This is a genomic window from Frigidibacter sp. MR17.14 (assembly GCF_037095735.1).
Classification (GTDB): domain Bacteria; phylum Pseudomonadota; class Alphaproteobacteria; order Rhodobacterales; family Rhodobacteraceae; genus Frigidibacter.
The window spans coordinates 297,501-315,200 of the sequence record NZ_JBAWKD010000002.1 but is presented as its reverse complement, the minus strand read 5'-3'; the positions used below and the strand labels follow the sequence as shown (position 1 = coordinate 315,200).

Genomic DNA, 17,700 nt, shown 5'->3' with positions numbered 1-17,700 from the left:
GCGCCCGCGTGAGGCAAGGCGCGGGGCATGTGGCGCAAGGGCAACGCAGTCAGACCTTTCGATCTGATGAACGCTTCGCGACGCCCGATGACGGAAACCGGCAAGAATCCGCCTGAGTCGCGAGGATCCGCCTAGGCGATTTTTCGCGAATTGTCAGAATCTCCCCTGACGGTCAGAACCCGGCGGCCGGGCAAAGGGTCCGGTGCCACGCCCCGGAACCGATGCGACAGTCCCTCGCCTGCCTCACCGCCCCCGCCATGATCGTCGCCGCGGCCGCCCTGTCCGGGTGCGTTCAGTCCGGCGGATCCTTCGACGAGGCTCCGGCGATGCGCTGGGATCATCGTCCCGAAGCGGCGGACTGGACGAAGGCGGCGATCAGCGCGATGGCGACCGACGGCGCGGTGCTGGCGACCACCGTCCCCCATGACATCGAGCGGTTCTGCCCGAACTATGCCGAGGCCTCGCTGGAAGAGCGGCAGGCCTTCTGGTCGGGCCTGTTCTCGGCGCTGGCGCAGTATGAAAGCACCTGGAACCCGAAGGCCTCGGGCGGTGGCGGGGCCTGGGTCGGGCTGCTGCAGATCGCGCCCTCGACGGCACGCGCCTATTCCTGCGACGCGACCTCGTCCTCGGGGCTGAAGGACGGCGCGGCCAACGTCAGCTGCGCGGTGAAGATCGCCGCCCGGCAGGTGCCGCGCGACAACGCCATCGTCGAAAGCGGCGCGCCGGGCTGGGAAGGCCTCGCCCGCGACTGGGCGCCGATGCGCTCGTCCGCGAAGGTCAGCGCGATGGCCGCCTGGACCTCGAAGCAGAGCTACTGCGTCAAGCCCGGCGCCCGCGCCTGACACCGGCATTTCGTGATTGCTGAACGCGCCCCACCGGGGCGCGTTGTCGTTTCGGGAGGGCGGCGGCGGCCTCAGGCCGCCAGATGCTCGATCAGGATCCCGAGGCCGAGGCCGACCAGCGCGAGCCCGCCCGCGCCCTCGGCCCAGCGGCCGAAGCGACGGCCAAGCACCCGGCCCGCCAGCATCCCCGTCGTCGACATCAGCATCGTGGCAAGTCCGATCGCGGCGGCGACGATCCAGATGTTCACCTCGAGGAAGGCCAGCGACACGCCCACTGCCGCGGCATCGATCGAGGTGCCGATCGCGGTGGCCAGCAGCGCCATCAGCCCGTTCGCAGGCGTGGCCTCCTCGGCCTCGGAGCCGCCGCGCGACAGCGCATCGGCCAGCATCTTGCCGCCGACCGCGGCAAGAAGGCCGAAGGCGATCCAGTGGTCGACCGATTTCACGAAGCCCGCCGCGGCCACACCAAGCGCCCAGCCGATCAGCGGTGTCACCGCCTCGACCGCGCCGAAGACGGCGCCGGTGCGCAGCGCCGCGCCAAGGTTGGGGCGCCCCGTCGCGCGGGCACCGCGGCCGAGCGAGGCGATGAGGGCGTCGATGGACATGCCGATGGCAAGCACGCCGATGGCGATCGGGGACATGGGATCTCTCCGGCCCCGGGCAGGGGAGCAGACGCATGGCGGCCCCCGGCCCGGGATCGGGAGGCTCGAAAAACGCCACGGTCTCGCAAGGCCGGTTGCCCGGCTGGACGCGCCACGCAGGGCCGAACCCCGCGACGGTGTTGACGCGCCCCCGGCCCGGAAGATCCCGGCCGGTCGCTACTCCCCGATGGCCCGGCTTGTGACTGGGATTCGGAAATTTGTCAATCTTTGCAGGTGCTTGTGTTTCTGCGTCTCAGTCGCAACTTCGGGCGCAACTCTGGAACGCAGCCTCACCTCAGGCCGAAAGCCGTTGCGCCGCGGCGCGGCCGGGGCACTCGGCCCAGGCGCGGGCGGCCTCACCGAAGGCCTCGAACAGCGGGCGCGAGACCGGGTCGCTCGCGGCATTCCACTCGGGGTGCCACTGCACCGACAGGGTGAACCCCGGCGCGTCCTTCACATAGATCGCCTCGGGCGTGCCGTCGGGGGCAAGCCCGTCGATGACGATCCGGCTGCCCGCCGCCTTGATCCCCTGCCCATGCAGGGTGTTGGTCATCACCTCGCGCGCCCCCATCAGCCGGTGGAACGGCCCGCCGTCGGTGAAGCTGACGACATGGCGCAGGGCGAATTTCTCTTCGATGGTGCCGTCGGGCGGCATCCGGTGGTTCATCCGGCCCGGAAGGTCGCGGATCTCGGGGTAGAGCGTGCCGCCCATCGCCACGTTCACCTCCTGAAAGCCGCGGCAGACGCCGAGGAAGGGCTGGCCCCGCTCGACGCAGGCGCGGATCAGGGGCAGGGTGATCGCATCGCGCGAGCGGTCGAAGGTGCCATGCGCCTCGGTTTCTTCCTCGCCGTATTCGGACGGGTGGACGTTCGGCCGGCCGCCGGTCAGCAGGAAGCCGTCGCAGATCTCGAGCAATTCCTCGACCGAGACCAGCCGCGGGTCCGAGGGGATCAGCATCGGCAGGCCACCGGCCACCGTCGCGATCGCGGTGGAATTCATCACCCCGCCGGTATGGGCCGGGTAGGTGTCGTTCAGCACCGTGGCGTTGCTGATGATCCCGATGACGGGCCGCCTGGACTGGCCGCGGGACATCGCCGCCTCCTCGTTCGCAAGATGTCGCATGGGGGGAAGATATGGGCTGCGCTCGCGCAGAGAAAGGCCCCGGACGCACAGAGTGCCGCGCATCTCGGCAGAGGCCGCTTTTCTGGGCAGACCCGCTGCCGCCGGGCCGGAGTTGAAGCGGGCCGCGCGCGCGCCTACCCTTGGCGGGCCGGGTCCAAGCCCGGCGCAGACCGAAGGACTTCGCCATGCCGGCCGACAGCGCCCCCGCCCATGCCGCCACCCGCCTTGCCGATTACCGCCCCTATCCGTGGCGGATCGCGCAGGTCGAGCTGACCTTCCGCCTTGCGCCGAAGACGACGCGGGTGCTGTCGCGGATCCGGTTCGAGCCGAACCCCGCCGCGGGCGCGCAGGCCGGCGGCGATCTGGTGCTGGACGGCGAGCGGCTGGCGATCCGGTCGCTGGCGATCGACGGGGTGGGGCTGGACCCGGCCCGCGTGCCGGTGACCCCCGCGGGGCTGACGGTGCCGCAGGCGTTGCTGCCCGCCGCGGGCTTCCTCTGGGAGGCCGAGGTCGAGATCGACCCCGAGGGCAACACGGCGCTGGAAGGCCTCTATATGTCCGGGGGCATCTACTGCACCCAGTGCGAGGCCGAGGGCTTCCGCAAGATCACCTACTACCCCGACCGCCCTGACGTGATGGCACCCTTCAAGGTGCGGATCGAAAGCGACAAGCCCGTGCTGCTGTCGAACGGCAACCCGGTCGCCTCGGGACCCGGCTGGGCGGAATGGGTCGATCCCTGGCCGAAGCCCGCCTATCTCTTCGCGCTGGTCGCGGGCGATCTGAAGGCGCATCCCGGCGCCTTCACCACCGCCTCGGGCCGGGCGGTGGCGCTGAACATCTGGGTGCGCCCGGCCGACATCGACCGCTGCGCCTATGCGATGGAGGCTCTGATCCGCTCGATGGACTGGGACGAGCGGGTCTATGGCCGGGAATACGATCTGGACGTGTTCAACATCGTCGCCGTGGACGATTTCAACATGGGGGCGATGGAGAACAAGGGGTTGAACATTTTCAACTCGAAATGGGTTCTCGCTTCGCCCGAGACCGCCACGGATATGGATTTCGAACGTATCGAGGGGATCATCGCCCACGAATACTTCCACAACTGGACCGGCAACCGGATCACCTGCCGCGACTGGTTCCAGCTGTGCCTGAAGGAAGGGCTGACCGTCTTCCGCGACCAGCAGTTCACCGCCGACATGCGCTCGGCCCCGGTGAAGCGGATCGACGACGTGCTGACCCTGCGCGCCCGCCAGTTCCGCGAGGACATGGGGCCGCTCGCGCATCCGGTCCGGCCCGACAGCTATATCGAGATCAACAACTTCTACACCGCCACCGTCTATGAAAAGGGCGCCGAGGTGATCGGCATGCTCAAGCGGCTGGTGGGCGACGACGGCTATCGCCGCGCGCTGGACCTGTATTTCGAACGGCACGATGGCGATGCCGCGACGATCGAGGATTGGCTGCAGGTCTTCGAGGATGCGACCGGGCGCGACATGTCGCAGTTCAAGCGCTGGTACACCGATGCCGGCACGCCGCGGCTGAGCGTGGAAGAGGTTTATGACGCAGGCACTTACACGCTGACTTTCACGCAGAACACGAAGCCGACGCCGGGGCAGGACCGCAAGCCGCCGCGGGTGATCCCGATCGCCGTCGGCCTTCTGAACCCCAATGGCGACGAGGTGCTGCCGACCCGCGTGCTCGAGATGACCGAGACGACGCAGAGCTTCCGCTTCGACGGGCTTTCGGCGCGGCCGGTGCCCTCGATCCTGCGCGGCTTCTCGGCGCCCGTTGTGCTCGACCGGCAGGTGAGCGAGGGCGAACGCGCCTTCCTGCTGGCCCATGACACCGATCCCTTCAACCGCTGGGAGGCGGGCCGGGCGCTGGCGCGCGAGGTGCTGGTGCGGATGGTGGCCGATGGCGCGGCGCCTTCGGCCGGGCTTCTGGCGGGGCTCGAGGCGGTGGCGACGGATGCGACGCTCGACCCGCAGTTCCGCGCGCTCTGCCTGCGGCTGCCGGGCGAGGAAGATCTGGCGCAGGCGCTGCACGACGCGGGCCGCACCCCCGATCCCGACGCGATCCGTGCCGCGCGCGAGGCGCTGGCGGTGGCGCTGGCCGAACGGCTGTCGCCGCGGCTGGGGACGATGATCGCCGATCTGGCGGTGACCGGCGACTTCCGCCCGGATGCCGAGCAGGGCGGCAAGCGCGCACTGCGCATGGGGTTGCTCGCGCTGCTGAGCCGGCTCGACCACGGGGCCGAGGCCGCGCGGATCCATGCGGCCGCGCGGACGATGACCGAAAGCCTCGGCTCGCTGTCCTGCCTGCTCGAGGCCGGGCGGGGCGCGGTCGAGCTTCAGCATTTCCACGACCGTTGGGCCGGGAACCGGCAGGTGATCGACAAGTGGTTCCTGATCCAGCCGATGCACGCAGCGCCCGGGGCCGCGGTGGCGGTGGCAGAGCGGCTGGCGAAGCACGCCGATTTCGACTGGAAGAACCCGAACCGCTTCCGCAGCCTGATCGGCGGGCTGACCGCCAACCACGCGGGCTTCCATGCCGCTAACGGCGCGGGCTACCGCTTCCTTGCGGACTGGCTGATCCGGCTGGATGCGCTGAACCCGCAGACCGCGGCGCGGATGTCGACGGCCTTCGAGACCTGGACCCGCTATGATGCCGACCGCCGCGGGCAGGCGTCCGAGGCGCTGGCGCGGATCGCGGCGGCGCCGGGGCTCAGCCGCGACACCGCCGAGATGGTGGGCCGGATTCGTGCGGCGGGCAGCGATTGAGCGCCTGCGAAACCCTGCCGATGCAGGATGCGGCATCGCAAGTGACTGGCAGCGGGAACCCGCTTGTCATAATGCTGTTGTCACCTCGTGTTCGGAGTGCGCCATGAAAGACAAGATCGACCCGCTGATCGCAGAGCGCGCGCCGTGGCTGTTCACCGGCAAGCCGCATCACGAGCTTGCGCAGCGCGTCCTGACCTCGCTTCTGGGGTATCCGAAGACGCTGGCGATCGGCCGCAAGGTCGAGTTCTCGCCGACCGAGGTGATCATGGGCACCGTGGCCGAGGTGATCGCCAAGGATCTGCAGGTCTCGGGGCTTGAGAACATTCCCCGGAACGGCCCGGCGCTGATCGTGGCGAACCATCCCACCGGCATCGCCGACGGCATCATCCTGTGGCACATCCTGAGCCAGATCCGCCCGGACCTGTTCATCTATGCCAACAGCGACATCCTGCGGATCCTGCCGCAGATGGAAAGCCTGATCCTGCCGGTCGAATGGCGGCAGGAGAAGCGCACCCTGACCAAGACCCGCGAGACGATGACCCTGACCCGCGAGGCGATCGAGAAGGGACGGCTGGGCGTCATCTTCCCCTCGGGGCGGCTCGCCAAGCGCCGGGGCCTGAGGCTTTACGAGCGCGAATGGATGCCCTCGGCCGCGATGATCGCGCGCAAGAACAACCTGCCGGTGATCCCGCTGAACATCCGGGCGCGCAACTCGATCCTGTTCTACCTCTTCGACATGATCCACCCGACGCTGCGCGACATCACCCTGTTCCACGAGATGCTGAACAAGGCCCGCCAGCCCTACCGGGTGAACATCGGCCGCCCGATCATGCCGGAACGGCTGCCCGAGACCTCGGCCGACGGGATCGAGATGCTCAAGCGCGAGACGCTGGCGCTGGGCGAGATCGACCGGCCCGGCATCTCGATGGTCGAGGTCAGCCGCAAGCTGCTGGCCCGCCGCGGGCGCCCCGCGATCGGCTGATCGCTACCCTGCTCTCACACGCGCCCCCTCTGCTCGCGCCACCGTGCGCGGGCCGGGCCGGGGCCTGCCTTGACCTTCCCGCGCCCCGACGCCACGGTGCGCGCGTTTTGCCCCCTGACGCGGAGCCAGCATGACAGGTCGCCCGACCGCCCCCTTCTCGCGCTTCGAATTCCTGATCGCCTGGCGCTACCTGCGCGCCCGCCGCGCCGAGGGCGGAGTGTCGGTGATGACCTGGATCAGCCTTGTCGGCATCACGCTGGCGGTCTTCGCGCTGATCGCGACGCTGTCGGTGCGCGCGGGCTTCCGGGCCGAGTTCGTCGACACGATCCTGGGCGCGAATGCCCATGTCACCGTCTATGCCGCGCCGCAGACGCTGGAGAATGGCGCCACGATCCGCACCATGCCGGATTATCAGGCGGTGGCAGAGAAGGTGGCCAAGGTTCCGGGCGTCACCTCTGCCGCGCCGCTGATCCGCGGTCAGGTGATGGCGAGCTTCGGCGAGCAGGCGGTGGGGGCCGAGGTCTTCGGGATCACCTCTGAGGATCTGGCGCAGATCCCGCGCATCGGCCAGCACCCGGATGCCTCCTGGGGCGAGCTGAAGGACTTCGGCGCGGTCGAGGGCGGCGGCATCGCCATCGGCTCGGGCCTCGCGCGCGAGCTTGGGGTCAATGTCGGCGACCGGGTGCGGCTGATCCAGCCCAACGGCGTGCGCACCGCCTTCGGCACCAGCCCGCGCGCCAATGCCTATCAGGTCGTCTACATCTTCACCGCCGGGCGCTATGACATCGACCGCACGCGGATCTACCTGCCCTTCGCCGAGGCGCAGAGCTTCTTCAACCGCGAGGGCGTCGCCGACGAGATCGAGGTGATGACCGAGGATCCCGAGCATGTGGACGACCTGTCGGGCCCGATCGCGCTGGCGGCAGGGCAGCAGGTCTATCTGTGGACCTGGCGCGATTCCTCGGGCTCGTTCCTGCGGGCGCTGGATGTCGAGGACAACGTGATGTTCATCATCCTGTCGATCCTCGTGCTGATCGCGGCGATGAACATCACGAGCGGTCTGATCATGCTGGTGAAGAACAAGGGCCGCGACATCGGCATCCTGCGCACGATGGGACTGACCGAAGGTTCGGTCCTGCGGGTGTTCTTCCTGTGCGGGGCGTTCACCGGCGTGATCGGCACGGTGATGGGGGTGATCCTTGGCTGCCTGTTCGCGCTCTGGATCGACCCGATCTTCAGCTTCGTGAACTTCGTCGCCGGGGGCGGGGTCTGGGACCCGTCGATCCGCGGCATCTACAACCTGCCGGCCAAGCTGCAGCTTTGGGACGTGTGCAAGGCCGCGGGCCTGTCGCTGGTGCTGAGCTTCGTCGTCACCATCCTGCCCGCCCGCCGCGCCGCGCGGATGAACCCGGTGGAGGCCCTGCGCTATGAGTGACGTGCTCTCGCTTCAGGGGATCGAGAAGATCTACAACCGCGGCCTGCCCTCGGAAGTGGCGGTGCTGCGCGGGGCGGACCTGACCATCGCCGCGGGCGAGGTGGTGGCACTGGTCGCGCCCTCGGGCTCTGGCAAGTCGACGCTGCTGCACATCGCGGGGCTTCTCGACACGCCCGATGCGGGCGACGTGCGCATCACCGGGCAGGCGATGGCCGGGGCGGGGGACCGCGCCCGCACGCGGCTGCGGCGCGAGGCGCTGGGCTTCGTCTACCAGTTCCACCACCTGCTGCCCGAGTTCACTGCGCTCGAGAACATCGTGCTGCCGCAGCTGGCGAATGGCACGGGTCCGAAGGCCGCCGAGGCGCGGGCGCGCGAATTGCTGACCCGCGTCGGCCTTGGCCCGCGCGCCGATCACCGGCCCGCGGCGCTGTCGGGGGGCGAGCAGCAGCGCGTGGCCTTCTGCCGGGCGCTGGCGAATGCGCCGGCGCTGCTTCTGGCGGACGAGCCGACCGGGAACCTCGACCCCGGCACCTCGGACGTGGTGTTCGGCGCGCTGATGGACCTCGTGCGCGCGACCGGCATGTCGGCGCTGATCGCGACCCACAACCTCGAGCTTGCGGCGCGGATGGACCGCACCGTGCGGCTGGAAGAGGGGCGGATCCTCTAACAGGCTCAGCCGGGCGGCTCGCCCCCGAAGTTGGCCCAGAACGCCTCGCGCTCGTTCAGATGCGGGAAGGGCGTGTCGGGCACCGGCACCTTCAGGAACTCGCAGAGCGGCCCCCAGCCCTCGGCCACGTCGAAGACCAGCACGCGGTCATGCGGCAGCGCCGCCAGCACCTCTTCGCGGCGGCGGTGATAGGCGGCCAGCGCGGTGTCGCGGTCGGGGGTGCGGGTGCCGAAGGTGCCCTCGCCGATCGCCGGAAGGGCAGCGTTGAACATCTGGCGGATATGCGGGGGCAGGGGCAGGCTGTCCGAGATCCGCAGCACCTTGCCGATCGTCGCCGAGAAGCTGCGCCACCAGCTGTCGTCGGGGCGCTGGCTGTGGATCACCTTCGCCTGCGGAAAGGCCGCCGCGGCCTGCCGCCAGACATGGGCGCCGGGCCAGTCGACCTGCGCGGCGTAGCCGGCGTACAGCGCAGGCCAGTCGGTCGGCCGGCCGGACAGCGCGTCCACCCAGCCCTGCACCTGGGCGGGGTTCGCGAAGACCTCCTCCATGTGGTGGCAGGGCCCGAAACCGAGGATTTCCAGCGCTTCCTTGAGCGAGCGCGTTCCCGTCCGGCCGAAGCCGGAGCCGATTACCCTGAGTGTCATGCCGTCCCCCCGACCTTTTCCCTGCAGACGACAATCGGTCCGCGCTGACGCTGCGTCAAGTTTCGCAAAAGGTGCATGTCGCCCGCGATGTGCTCCCCCTTTCAAGCGCGGGGGCTTTGCTGTATTCCTGCGGGCTTCCGCGACGCGATGTCGCCAGTGATCTCGAGGACAGACATGACCGATTCCAACGCCAACGACCGTATTGCCAAGGTGATGGCCCGTGCCGGCGTCGCCTCGCGCCGCGATGCCGAGCGCATGATCCTTGAGGGCCGCGTCGCGGTGAACGGCAAGAAGATCGCGAGCCCCGCGCTGGACGTGGCGCCCGGCGACCGCATCACGCTGGACGGCCGCGCCATCGACGAGAAGCAGCCGACGCGCCTGTGGCTTTACTACAAGCCGCTGGGCCTCGTGGTGTCCGAGAAGGATGAAAAGGGCCGCCAGACCATCTTCGACACCATGCCCGAGGGCATGCCGCGGGTGATGTCGGTGGGCCGGCTCGACCTCAATTCCGAGGGGCTGCTGCTGCTGACCAACGACGGCGAGCTGAAACGCCGGCTCGAGCTGCCGGAAACCGGCTGGCTGCGCAAATACCGCGTGCGCGTGAACGGTCAGCCCAACGACCTGACCTTCGACCCGCTGCGCCGGGGCATCACGATCGAGGGCGAGGACTTCCAGCCGATGGAGGTGGTGCTTGACCGCCAGCAGGGCGCGAACGCCTGGCTGACCGTCGGCATCCGCGAGGGCCGCAACCGCGAGATCCGCCGCGCGATGGCCGCCGTGGGCCTGACCGTGAACCGCCTGATCCGGGTGAGCTACGGCCCGTTCCGCCTGAACGAGATGAAGGCCGGCGACATCACCGAGGTGAAGGCCAAGGTCATGCGCGACCAGCTGGGTGCGCTGCTGCCGGGCAACGAGGATCATGTCGAGCGTCCCTCGCGCATCTCGCGCGAAGGCGGCGGCCCGCGCAACTACGACCAGCGCAACCGCGCAGAGCCGGCCGAGAGCTATCGCAACCGCGACCGCTCGGGCGAGCGCGGCTTCGAGCGCGGCCCGCGTCCCGACGGCGACCGCCCCTTCAGCAAGGGGCCGCGCCCTGACGGCGATCGCCCGTTCAGCCGCGGTCCGCGTCCTGATGGCGACCGTCCGTTCTCGAAGGGGCCGCGTGCCGATGGGGATCGTCCCTACAGCAAGGGCCCGCGGGCGGATGGCGACCGTCCGTTCAACAAGGGCCCGCGCGCCGATGGGGATCGCCCCTACAGCAAGGGCCCGCGGGCCGACGGGGATCGTCCGTTCAACAAGGGCCCGCGTCCGACCGGGGATCGCCCGTTCTCGAAAGGCCCCCGCGCCGAAGGCGACCGCCCCTTCGGCAAGGGCCCGCTCCCGACCGGCGACCGCCCCTTCTCGAAGAGCCCGCGGCCCGAGGGCGACCGTCCCTTCTCGCGCGGTCCGCGCCCCGAGGGCGACCGCCCGTTCAACCGCGCCCCGCGTCCCGAGGCCGGGGCTGACGAGGGGGCGCGCAAGCCGCGCCACAAGGGTCCGCGTCCGCCGCGCGAAGAGGGCGCGACCGGCGAGCGACCGCGGCGCGAGGGCTTTGCCTCTGCCCCCCGTGGCGAGGGCTTCAAGGGCAAGCCGCGCAGCGCGGACGGCCCGCGCAGCTCGGGCTTCAAGTCGCATGGTGGCCCGGCGGGCAAATCCCGCGCCGAGGGCTTCAAGAGCCATGCCGACGGCCCGCGCGGCGAACGCCCGGCCCGCAGCTTCGGCGACCGTCCGCAGGGCGGGGGCTTCGGCAAGCCGCGGCCCGCGGGCAGCGGCGAGGGCCCCGCGCGCAGCTATGGCAAACCGCCGGGCGAGCGCCCCGTGGGCAAGAGCTTCGGCAAGCCCGCAGGTCGGCCCGCCGGTGGCCCGGGTGGAAAGACCGCGGGCGGGCCGGGCGGCAAGCCCTTCGGCAAGCCGCGCGGCGACCGTCCGCAGGGCGGCCCGCCCGGCAGGGGTCCGCGCAGCCCGCGCTGATCCCGGTTCGGGCCGGGGCATTGCCGCTGGCAGGGGCGCGACCCATCTCCTATGTCTGAGGGCATGACGCGAACCGAGAGTAACCGATGCAAAGGCTTCTGATCCTTGCGGCGCTGCTGGGCGCGGTGGTGCTGGCGCTGCGCTGGCTGGCCGCGCGGGTGATGCCTGCGCGCGACGGCGATCCGCTGCCGGTCAAGGCCGGGCAGGACGGCACCGCCGCCCGGCTGGCCTTCGCGGCGCTGTTTCTGGTGATCGCGGCCACCTCTGCCGGCTGGCTGGAGGGGCTCTGATGGCCGAACGCTTCGGCGGGCCGCATTCGCCCGGCGCCCGTGCGCCGCGCGGCTCCAAGCTGCGCACCCGCGCGCCCGAGCCGATGCGGGCCCGGCGCAACCTGCTGTTCCTCGCGCCGCTGCCGCTGGTGTTCCGCGCGTTTTCGGGCGGGGCGCTGGATCTGGCGGGCGATCTGCTGGCGCTGGCCGCGCTTTGGGGCGGGGCCTGGCTGACCTCGGAAGGGGTCAAGGCCGAGGCCGCGTTCAATGCGCAGGCCGTCGCGCGCCGCCCGGCGATCCCGCGCAAGCTGTTCGGCTTGGCCGCGACCGGGATCGGCGTCGCGCTGGCGGCGCTGCCCGACGGCGCGCTGGCGGGCGAGGCCGAAGCCGGCGCGGTGGCCGGGGGCCTGCTGCTGGGGGCGATCGCGATGGTGCTGCATGCCGTGGCCTTCGGCATGGACCCGCTGCGCGACCGCCGCCCCGAGGGCATCGACGCCTTCCAGCACGACCGGGTGGCGCGGGCGCTGGACGAGGCCGAGCGGCACCTGGCGCGGATGACCCGCGCGGTGGCCGATCTGGGCGACCGGACGCTGACCCGCCGGGTCGCCGGGTTCCACGACACCGCCCGCGCGATGTTCGCCCGGGTGGCCGAGGACCCGCGCGACCTGACCGCCGCCCGGCGCTATCTGGGCGTCTATCTGCAGGGCGCGGCCGACGCGACCGAGAAACTGGTGCAGATCCTGCGCGGCGGCGAGGACCGGGCCGCCCGCGCCGCCTACATGGATCTTCTCGACGATCTCGAGGCGGATTACGCCGCCCGGACCGAGGCGCTGATCGGCAACGACCGCGCGGATCTGGGTGTGGAGATCGAGGTACTTCGCGAACGTCTTTCGCGCGAGGGGCTTGCCGCCCGGCGCGGGGATGGGATGGAATAGCCGCCATGGCCCCCGGGCCGGCGCGACAGCAGGAATCACCGACATGACCGACCGAACCCGTGACGGCGCGCGTGCCGCCAAGGCCGAGATCGAGGACATGACCAGGGTCGAGCTGCCCGAGGTTCCCTCGACACCGACGACGCTTTCGGAAGCCTCGGAATCAGAGGCCAGCCGCATCCGCGAGGCGATGGCGCAGATCGACCTGAACGACGCGGGCTCGATCGTGCAGTTCGGCAGCACCGCGCAGGCCGAATTGCAAGAGATCAGCCAGTCGATGCTGGCCGATGTGAAGAACAAGGACGTGGGCCCGGCCGGCGCCACCCTGCGCCAGATCGTGACCACGATCCGCGGCTTCTCTGTCGCCGAACTCGACGTGCGCCGCGAGCGCAGCTGGTGGGAGAAGCTGATGGGCCGCACCGCGCCCTTCGCCCGCTTCGTGGCCCGCTACGAAGAGGTGCAGGGCCAGATCGACCGGATCACCGACGATCTGCTGGGGCACGAGCACAAGCTTCTGAAGGATATCAAGGCGCTCGACCTGCTTTATGACCGCACGCTGGGCTTCTACCGCGAGCTGGGCCTTTACATCGCCGCGGGCGAGGCGAAGCTGGCCGAGGTTGATGCCCGCGACATCCCCGCGCGCGAGGCCGAGGTGGCGGCGGCGAGCGAGGGCCAGAAGGTGATGGCCGCGCAGGTGCTGCGCGACCTGCGCGCCGCCCGCGACGATCTGGAACGGCGGGTGCACGACCTGAAGCTGACGCGGCAGGTGACGATGCAGGCGCTGCCCTCGATCCGGCTGGTGCAGGAGAACGACAAGGCGCTGGTCACCAAGATCAACTCGACGCTGGTGAACACGGTGCCGCTGTGGGAGACGCAGCTGGCGCAGGCGGTGACGATCCAGCGCTCGGGCGACGCGGCGCGGTCGGTCAAGGCCGCGACCGACCTGACGAACGAGCTGCTGACCGCCAATGCCAAGAACCTGCGGCAGGCGAACCAGCAGGTGCGCACCGAACTGGAGCGCGGCATCTTCGACATCACCGCGGTGCAGACCGCCAATGCCGAGCTGGTGGCGACGATCGAGGATTCGCTGCGCATCGCCGACGAGGGCAAGGCCCGCCGCCGTGCCGCCGAGGGCGAGCTGCAGAAGATGGAGGGAGAGCTGCGCGAGGCGCTGTCTTCGGCGCGCGCCCGCGGCCCCTCGGCCGGGCGCGTGAACGGAGGCGCAAACCGCTGACATGGGCCTGCGCGTTCCCGGGGCATTTCATCCCCTGATCCTGATTGCGCTGCTTGCGGCCTGCCAGACCGGCGGGATCGAACAGACGCCGGTGCCGCCCGCGCGCCCGGCCGAGCGTCCGCGCGCCGATCCGCCGCTGTCGCCCGAGAGCCTTGCGATGAAGGCGCGGCTGGAGAAGGTGCAGGCGCAGCTTCTGTCGCAGGGGCTGCTCAGGCAGGACGGCGGCGGGGTCGACACGCCCTTCGACGCCCGGATCCTGGCCGAGAATTTCGAGAAGATCGCGCTTTGGGACGAATACGTGGCGCAGGGCGGGTCCTTCGTGCACCGCGCGGTGCCCAGCCGCCTGCGCCGCTGGGAAAGCCCGGTGACGATGGCGGTCGAATACGGCGCCACCGTGCCCGCGGCGCAGCGGGTCCGCGACAGCGCCGAGATCTCGGGCTATGCGCGGCGGCTGTCGCGGATCTCGGGCCTGCCGATCCGGATGGGCAGCGTCGACAGCGCCAATTACACCGTGCTGGTGCTGAACGAGGGCGACCGGCTGGGCTACGCCGCCCGGCTCGACGCGCTGTTCCCCAACATCGACGCGGCCTCGCGCAATTCGATCCTGACGATGGGGTCGGGGACCTACTGCCTTGTCTTCGCCTATTCGACCGGATCGTCGCCGATCTACACCCGGGCGGTGGCGGTGATCCGCGGCGAGCATCCCGACCTGATGCGCCTGTCCTGCATCCACGAGGAACTGGCGCAGGGGCTGGGGCTGGCCAATGACAGCCCGGTGGCACGGCCCTCGATCTTCAACGACGACGAGGAATTCGCGCTGCTGACGCGGATGGACGAGCTGATGCTGCGGATGCTCTACGACCGGCGGCTGGCGCCGGGCATGACGCCGGACGAGGCGCGCCCGCTGGTGCAGCAGATGGCCACCGAGATGCTGGCCGCGCCGAGCTGAGTGCCCGCCAAGCCCCCGGAACCGCAGCCTGCCGCAGGGGAAATCCGGGCGCGGGCGGCGGAAGATGCGAAAAAAAATCTTCTCCGCGATGCCTGCGCCGGGACGGAACGGCGCTCCGGCGTTCGGGGGATGGGCGCAACGGGCGTTTGCGGCATCCGGGGCGGAACCACTGACGGGTCCGCGGCGGCATTGGCGACGGGCCGCGTAAAGTCGTGCAAGGCACTGGACCCGCGCGGAATGCGGTGCCATTGCAGCAACTCAGGCGCGGTCTGGGCCGCGTCGATCCCTTCTGGACGGACAGGTATCTTCCGACATGGCGACACCCACCGATATCTCCCCCGCGCGTCTGACGCATCTTCAGCGTCTGGAAGCCGAGAGCATCCACATCATGCGCGAGGTCGTGGCGCAGGCCTCGAACCCGGTGATGCTGTATTCGGTGGGCAAGGACAGCGCCTGCATGCTGCATCTGGCGAAGAAGGCCTTCTACCCGGCGCCGCCGCCGTTCCCGCTTCTGCACGTGGACACCACGTGGAAGTTCAAGGCGATGTACGACCTGCGCGACAAGGCCGCGAAGGATGCGGGCATGGAGCTGCTGGTCTATCAGAACCCCGAGGCCAAGGCGAAGGGCATCAACCCCTTTGACCACGGCTCGCTGCACACCGACATGTGGAAGACCGACGGTCTGAAGCAGGCGCTGGACAAATACGGCTTCGACGCGGCCTTCGGCGGCGCGCGTCGCGATGAGGAGAAGGCCCGCGCGAAAGAGCGGATCTTCTCGTTCCGCACCGCGCAGCACCGCTGGGACCCGAAGAACCAGCGCCCGGAACTTTGGCGGCTCTACAACGCGCGCAAGGCCAAGGGCGAGTCGATCCGCGTCTTCCCGCTGTCGAACTGGACCGAGCTCGACATCTGGCAATACATCCATCTCGAGGGCATCGAGATCGTGCCGCTGTATTTCTCGGCACCGCGCCCGACGGTGGTGCGCGACGGGCTGATCCTGATGGTCGACGACGAGCGCTTCCCGCTGCGCGCGGGCGAAGAGCCGGTGATGCGCTCGATCCGGTTCCGGACGCTGGGCTGCTACCCGCTGACCGGCGCGGTCGAATCCGCCGCCGCCACGCTGCCGGAAGTGATCCAGGAGATGCTGCTGACCACCACCTCTGAACGGCAGGGACGGGCGATCGACCACGACAGTGCCGCCTCGATGGAGAAGAAGAAGCAGGAGGGCTACTTCTGATGAATACCCCGAAGGATCCCTCGTTCGTCGCCGACAGCCTGATCGCCGAGGACATCGACGCCTACCTGCTGCAGCACCAGCACAAGACCATGCTGCGCTTCATCACCTGCGGGTCCGTCGATGACGGCAAGTCGACGCTGATCGGCCGGCTGCTATACGATTCGAAGATGATCTTCGAGGACCAGCTCGCGAGCCTCGAGAAGGACTCGAAGGCGGTGGGCACGCAAGGTCAGGAGATCGACTTCGCGCTGCTGGTCGACGGTCTGGCGGCCGAGCGCGAGCAGGGCATCACCATCGACGTGGCCTATCGCTTCTTCGCCACCGACAAGCGCAAGTTCATCGTCGCCGACACCCCCGGCCACGAGCAGTACACCCGCAACATGGTCACCGGCGCCTCGACCGCCGATCTGGCCGTGATCCTGATCGACGCGCGGCAGGGCGTGCTGACCCAGACCCGGCGGCACAGCTATCTGGTGAACCTGCTGGGCATCCGCAATGTGGTGCTGGCGATCAACAAGATGGACCTCGTGGGCTATTCGCAGGCCCGCTTCCGCGAGATCCTGGCCGATTACTCGGCCTTCGCCGCGTCGATCGGCATCGACAGCTTCACCCCGATCCCGATCTCGGGGCTGAAGGGCGACAACATCGTCACGCCGTCCGAGCACATGGCCTGGTACAAGGGCCCGACGCTGATGGCGCATCTGGAAGAGGCGCCGCTGGGCGAGACGGAGAAGGCCGAAGGCCCGTTCCGGATGCCGGTGCAATGGGTGAACCGCCCGAACCTCGACTTCCGCGGCTTTGCCGGACTGGTCGTCGCGGGGCAGGTGAAGCCCGGCGACGCGGTGCGGGTGCTGCCCTCGGGCAAGACCTCGACCGTGAAGGCCGTCGTCACCTATGATGGCGAGCTGCCGCAGGCGGTGGCCGGCCAGTCGGTGACGCTGACGCTGAACGACGAGATCGACTGCTCGCGCGGCGACGTGCTGGTGACGGCCGATGCCCCCTGCGAGGTCGCCGACCAGTTCGAATCGACCATCGTCTGGATGGACGAGGACGAGATGCTGCCGGGCCGTCCCTACATCCTGCAGATCGGCGCGCAATCGGTGACGGCGACGATCACCGCGCCGAAATACGAGGTCAACGTCAACACGCTGGAACATCTGGCGGTGACGACGCTGAAGCTGAATTCGATCGGGGTGTGCAACATCTCGCTCGACCGCTCGATCCCGTTCGAGGCCTATGCGACCAACCCCGATCTGGGCGGCTTCATCCTGATCGACCGGATGACCAACCGCACGGTGGCGGCGGGCATGATCCACTTCGCGCTGCGCCGGTCGCAGAACATCCACTGGCAGGCGGTCGACATCGACCGGGCCGCACATGCCGCGCAGAAGGGCCAGACGCCGAAGCTGGTGTGGTTCACCGGGCTTTCGGGCTCGGGCAAGTCGACGATCGCGAACCTGGTCGAGAAGAAGCTCTATGCGCTGGGCAAGCATTCGTTCCTGCTCGACGGCGACAACGTCCGTCACGGGCTGAACCGCGATCTGGGCTTCACCGATGCCGACCGGGTCGAGAACATCCGCCGGGTGGGCGAGGTGGCGAAGCTGATGTGCGACGCCGGGCTGATCGTGCTGACGGCCTTCATCTCGCCGTTCCGGGCCGAGCGGCAGATGGTGCGCGACCTGCTGCCGGCGGGCGAGTTCGTCGAGGTCTTCGTCGACACGCCCCTGGCGGTGGCCGAGGCGCGGGACGTGAAGGGGCTCTACAAGAAGGCGCGCTCGGGGCAGCTGAAGAACTTCACCGGCATCGACAGCCCCTATGAGGCACCCGCGGCGGCGGAGATCACCGTGAACACCGTCGAGATGACGGCGGAAGAGGCGGCGGATCGGATCGTCGAGGCGCTTCTGCGCTGAGGTTGGGCGATCTGGGGCGGGGGGCGCTGCCCCCCGGGCCCT

Annotated in this window: 15 protein-coding genes; 12 read left to right on the top strand and 3 right to left on the bottom strand. The window is 69.7% G+C overall.

Going from position 1 to position 17,700, the window contains the following annotated elements:
- The first annotated feature begins 221 nt into the window (after positions 1-221).
- Positions 222-842, top strand: coding sequence for a transglycosylase SLT domain-containing protein (locus tag V8J36_RS06650; protein WP_336466495.1), 621 nt, complete (start codon positions 222-224; stop codon positions 840-842).
- A 71-nt stretch (positions 843-913) separates the two neighbouring features.
- Here the strand turns inward: V8J36_RS06650 and V8J36_RS06645 are convergent, their stop codons facing one another.
- Positions 914-1,483, bottom strand: a complete 570-nt coding sequence (locus tag V8J36_RS06645) for a manganese efflux pump MntP (RefSeq protein WP_336466494.1) — start codon at positions 1,481-1,483, stop codon at positions 914-916.
- 295 nt (positions 1,484-1,778) lie between these two features.
- Entirely contained in the window at positions 1,779-2,576 is a 798-nt protein-coding gene (locus tag V8J36_RS06640; RefSeq protein ID WP_336466493.1) for a gamma-glutamyl-gamma-aminobutyrate hydrolase family protein, read from the bottom strand.
- A 215-nt stretch (positions 2,577-2,791) separates the two neighbouring features.
- On the opposite strand from V8J36_RS06640, the gene pepN reads away from it, so the two are divergent.
- The 4 genes from pepN to V8J36_RS06620 all read left to right on the top strand — a co-directional run bounded on the left by pepN (position 2,792) and on the right by V8J36_RS06620 (position 8,473).
- Positions 2,792-5,389 carry an aminopeptidase N gene (gene pepN, locus V8J36_RS06635; protein WP_336466492.1) on the top strand — a complete coding sequence of 866 codons (2,598 nt, stop codon included), beginning with the start codon at positions 2,792-2,794 and terminating at the stop codon, positions 5,387-5,389.
- A 103-nt stretch (positions 5,390-5,492) separates the two neighbouring features.
- Positions 5,493-6,371: a lysophospholipid acyltransferase family protein gene (locus tag V8J36_RS06630; protein ID WP_336466491.1), complete on the top strand. Its 879-nt coding sequence runs from the start codon at positions 5,493-5,495 to the stop codon at positions 6,369-6,371.
- A 130-nt stretch (positions 6,372-6,501) separates the two neighbouring features.
- Positions 6,502-7,806 (top strand): lipoprotein-releasing ABC transporter permease subunit, encoded by a 1,305-nt coding sequence (locus tag V8J36_RS06625; protein ID WP_336466490.1) that lies wholly within the window; start codon positions 6,502-6,504, stop codon positions 7,804-7,806.
- Complete coding sequence (locus V8J36_RS06620) at positions 7,799-8,473, top strand: ABC transporter ATP-binding protein (RefSeq protein WP_336466489.1); 675 nt, start codon at positions 7,799-7,801, stop codon at positions 8,471-8,473. Before V8J36_RS06625 ends, V8J36_RS06620 begins: the two co-directional genes overlap by 8 nt.
- A 5-nt stretch (positions 8,474-8,478) precedes the next feature.
- Here V8J36_RS06620 and V8J36_RS06615 read toward each other — a convergent pair whose 3' ends face one another.
- On the bottom strand, positions 8,479-9,117 hold the full coding sequence (locus V8J36_RS06615; protein ID WP_336466488.1) for a sulfotransferase family protein: 639 nt from the start codon (positions 9,115-9,117) through the stop codon (positions 8,479-8,481).
- A gap of 174 nt (positions 9,118-9,291) precedes the next feature.
- On the opposite strand from V8J36_RS06615, the gene V8J36_RS06610 reads away from it, so the two are divergent.
- From V8J36_RS06610 to cysN, 7 genes are all read left to right on the top strand, one after another.
- Positions 9,292-11,127, top strand: a complete 1,836-nt coding sequence (locus V8J36_RS06610) for a pseudouridine synthase (RefSeq protein ID WP_336466487.1) — start codon at positions 9,292-9,294, stop codon at positions 11,125-11,127.
- Between the two features lie 86 nt (positions 11,128-11,213).
- Positions 11,214-11,417 carry a hypothetical protein gene (locus V8J36_RS06605; RefSeq protein WP_336466486.1) on the top strand — a complete coding sequence of 68 codons (204 nt, stop codon included), beginning with the start codon at positions 11,214-11,216 and terminating at the stop codon, positions 11,415-11,417.
- Positions 11,417-12,331, top strand: a complete 915-nt coding sequence (locus V8J36_RS06600) for a 5-bromo-4-chloroindolyl phosphate hydrolysis family protein (RefSeq protein ID WP_336466485.1) — start codon at positions 11,417-11,419, stop codon at positions 12,329-12,331. Before V8J36_RS06605 ends, V8J36_RS06600 begins: the two co-directional genes overlap by 1 nt.
- 43 nt (positions 12,332-12,374) lie before the next feature.
- A complete protein-coding gene (locus tag V8J36_RS06595) occupies positions 12,375-13,562 on the top strand; it encodes a toxic anion resistance protein (RefSeq protein ID WP_336466484.1) in 1,188 nt (395 codons plus the stop codon).
- 1 nt (position 13,563) lies between these two features.
- Positions 13,564-14,511 carry a DUF2927 domain-containing protein gene (locus V8J36_RS06590; protein ID WP_336466483.1) on the top strand — a complete coding sequence of 316 codons (948 nt, stop codon included), beginning with the start codon at positions 13,564-13,566 and terminating at the stop codon, positions 14,509-14,511.
- Positions 14,512-14,824: 313 nt separating this feature from the next.
- Positions 14,825-15,748 (top strand): sulfate adenylyltransferase subunit CysD, encoded by a 924-nt coding sequence (cysD, locus tag V8J36_RS06585; RefSeq protein WP_336466482.1) that lies wholly within the window; start codon positions 14,825-14,827, stop codon positions 15,746-15,748.
- On the top strand, positions 15,748-17,658 hold the full coding sequence (gene cysN / locus V8J36_RS06580; RefSeq protein ID WP_336466481.1) for a sulfate adenylyltransferase subunit CysN: 1,911 nt from the start codon (positions 15,748-15,750) through the stop codon (positions 17,656-17,658). Before cysD ends, cysN begins: the two co-directional genes overlap by 1 nt.
- The last annotated feature ends 42 nt before the right edge of the window (positions 17,659-17,700 follow it).

Coding starts and splice junctions, on each gene's coding strand:
- V8J36_RS06625 (WP_336466490.1), top strand. CDS start 6,502: ATGACAGGTCGCCCGACCGCCCCCTTCTCGCGCTTCGAATTCCTGATC.
- cysD (WP_336466482.1), top strand. CDS start 14,825: ATGGCGACACCCACCGATATCTCCCCCGCGCGTCTGACGCATCTTCAG.
- V8J36_RS06610 (WP_336466487.1), top strand. CDS start 9,292: ATGACCGATTCCAACGCCAACGACCGTATTGCCAAGGTGATGGCCCGT.
- V8J36_RS06630 (WP_336466491.1), top strand. CDS start 5,493: ATGAAAGACAAGATCGACCCGCTGATCGCAGAGCGCGCGCCGTGGCTG.
- V8J36_RS06605 (WP_336466486.1), top strand. CDS start 11,214: ATGCAAAGGCTTCTGATCCTTGCGGCGCTGCTGGGCGCGGTGGTGCTG.
- V8J36_RS06600 (WP_336466485.1), top strand. CDS start 11,417: ATGGCCGAACGCTTCGGCGGGCCGCATTCGCCCGGCGCCCGTGCGCCG.
- V8J36_RS06620 (WP_336466489.1), top strand. CDS start 7,799: ATGAGTGACGTGCTCTCGCTTCAGGGGATCGAGAAGATCTACAACCGC.
- V8J36_RS06645 (WP_336466494.1), bottom strand. CDS start 1,483: ATGTCCCCGATCGCCATCGGCGTGCTTGCCATCGGCATGTCCATCGAC.
- pepN (WP_336466492.1), top strand. CDS start 2,792: ATGCCGGCCGACAGCGCCCCCGCCCATGCCGCCACCCGCCTTGCCGAT.
- V8J36_RS06650 (WP_336466495.1), top strand. CDS start 222: ATGCGACAGTCCCTCGCCTGCCTCACCGCCCCCGCCATGATCGTCGCC.
- cysN (WP_336466481.1), top strand. CDS start 15,748: ATGAATACCCCGAAGGATCCCTCGTTCGTCGCCGACAGCCTGATCGCC.
- V8J36_RS06640 (WP_336466493.1), bottom strand. CDS start 2,576: ATGTCCCGCGGCCAGTCCAGGCGGCCCGTCATCGGGATCATCAGCAAC.
- V8J36_RS06590 (WP_336466483.1), top strand. CDS start 13,564: ATGGGCCTGCGCGTTCCCGGGGCATTTCATCCCCTGATCCTGATTGCG.
- V8J36_RS06615 (WP_336466488.1), bottom strand. CDS start 9,117: ATGACACTCAGGGTAATCGGCTCCGGCTTCGGCCGGACGGGAACGCGC.
- V8J36_RS06595 (WP_336466484.1), top strand. CDS start 12,375: ATGACCGACCGAACCCGTGACGGCGCGCGTGCCGCCAAGGCCGAGATC.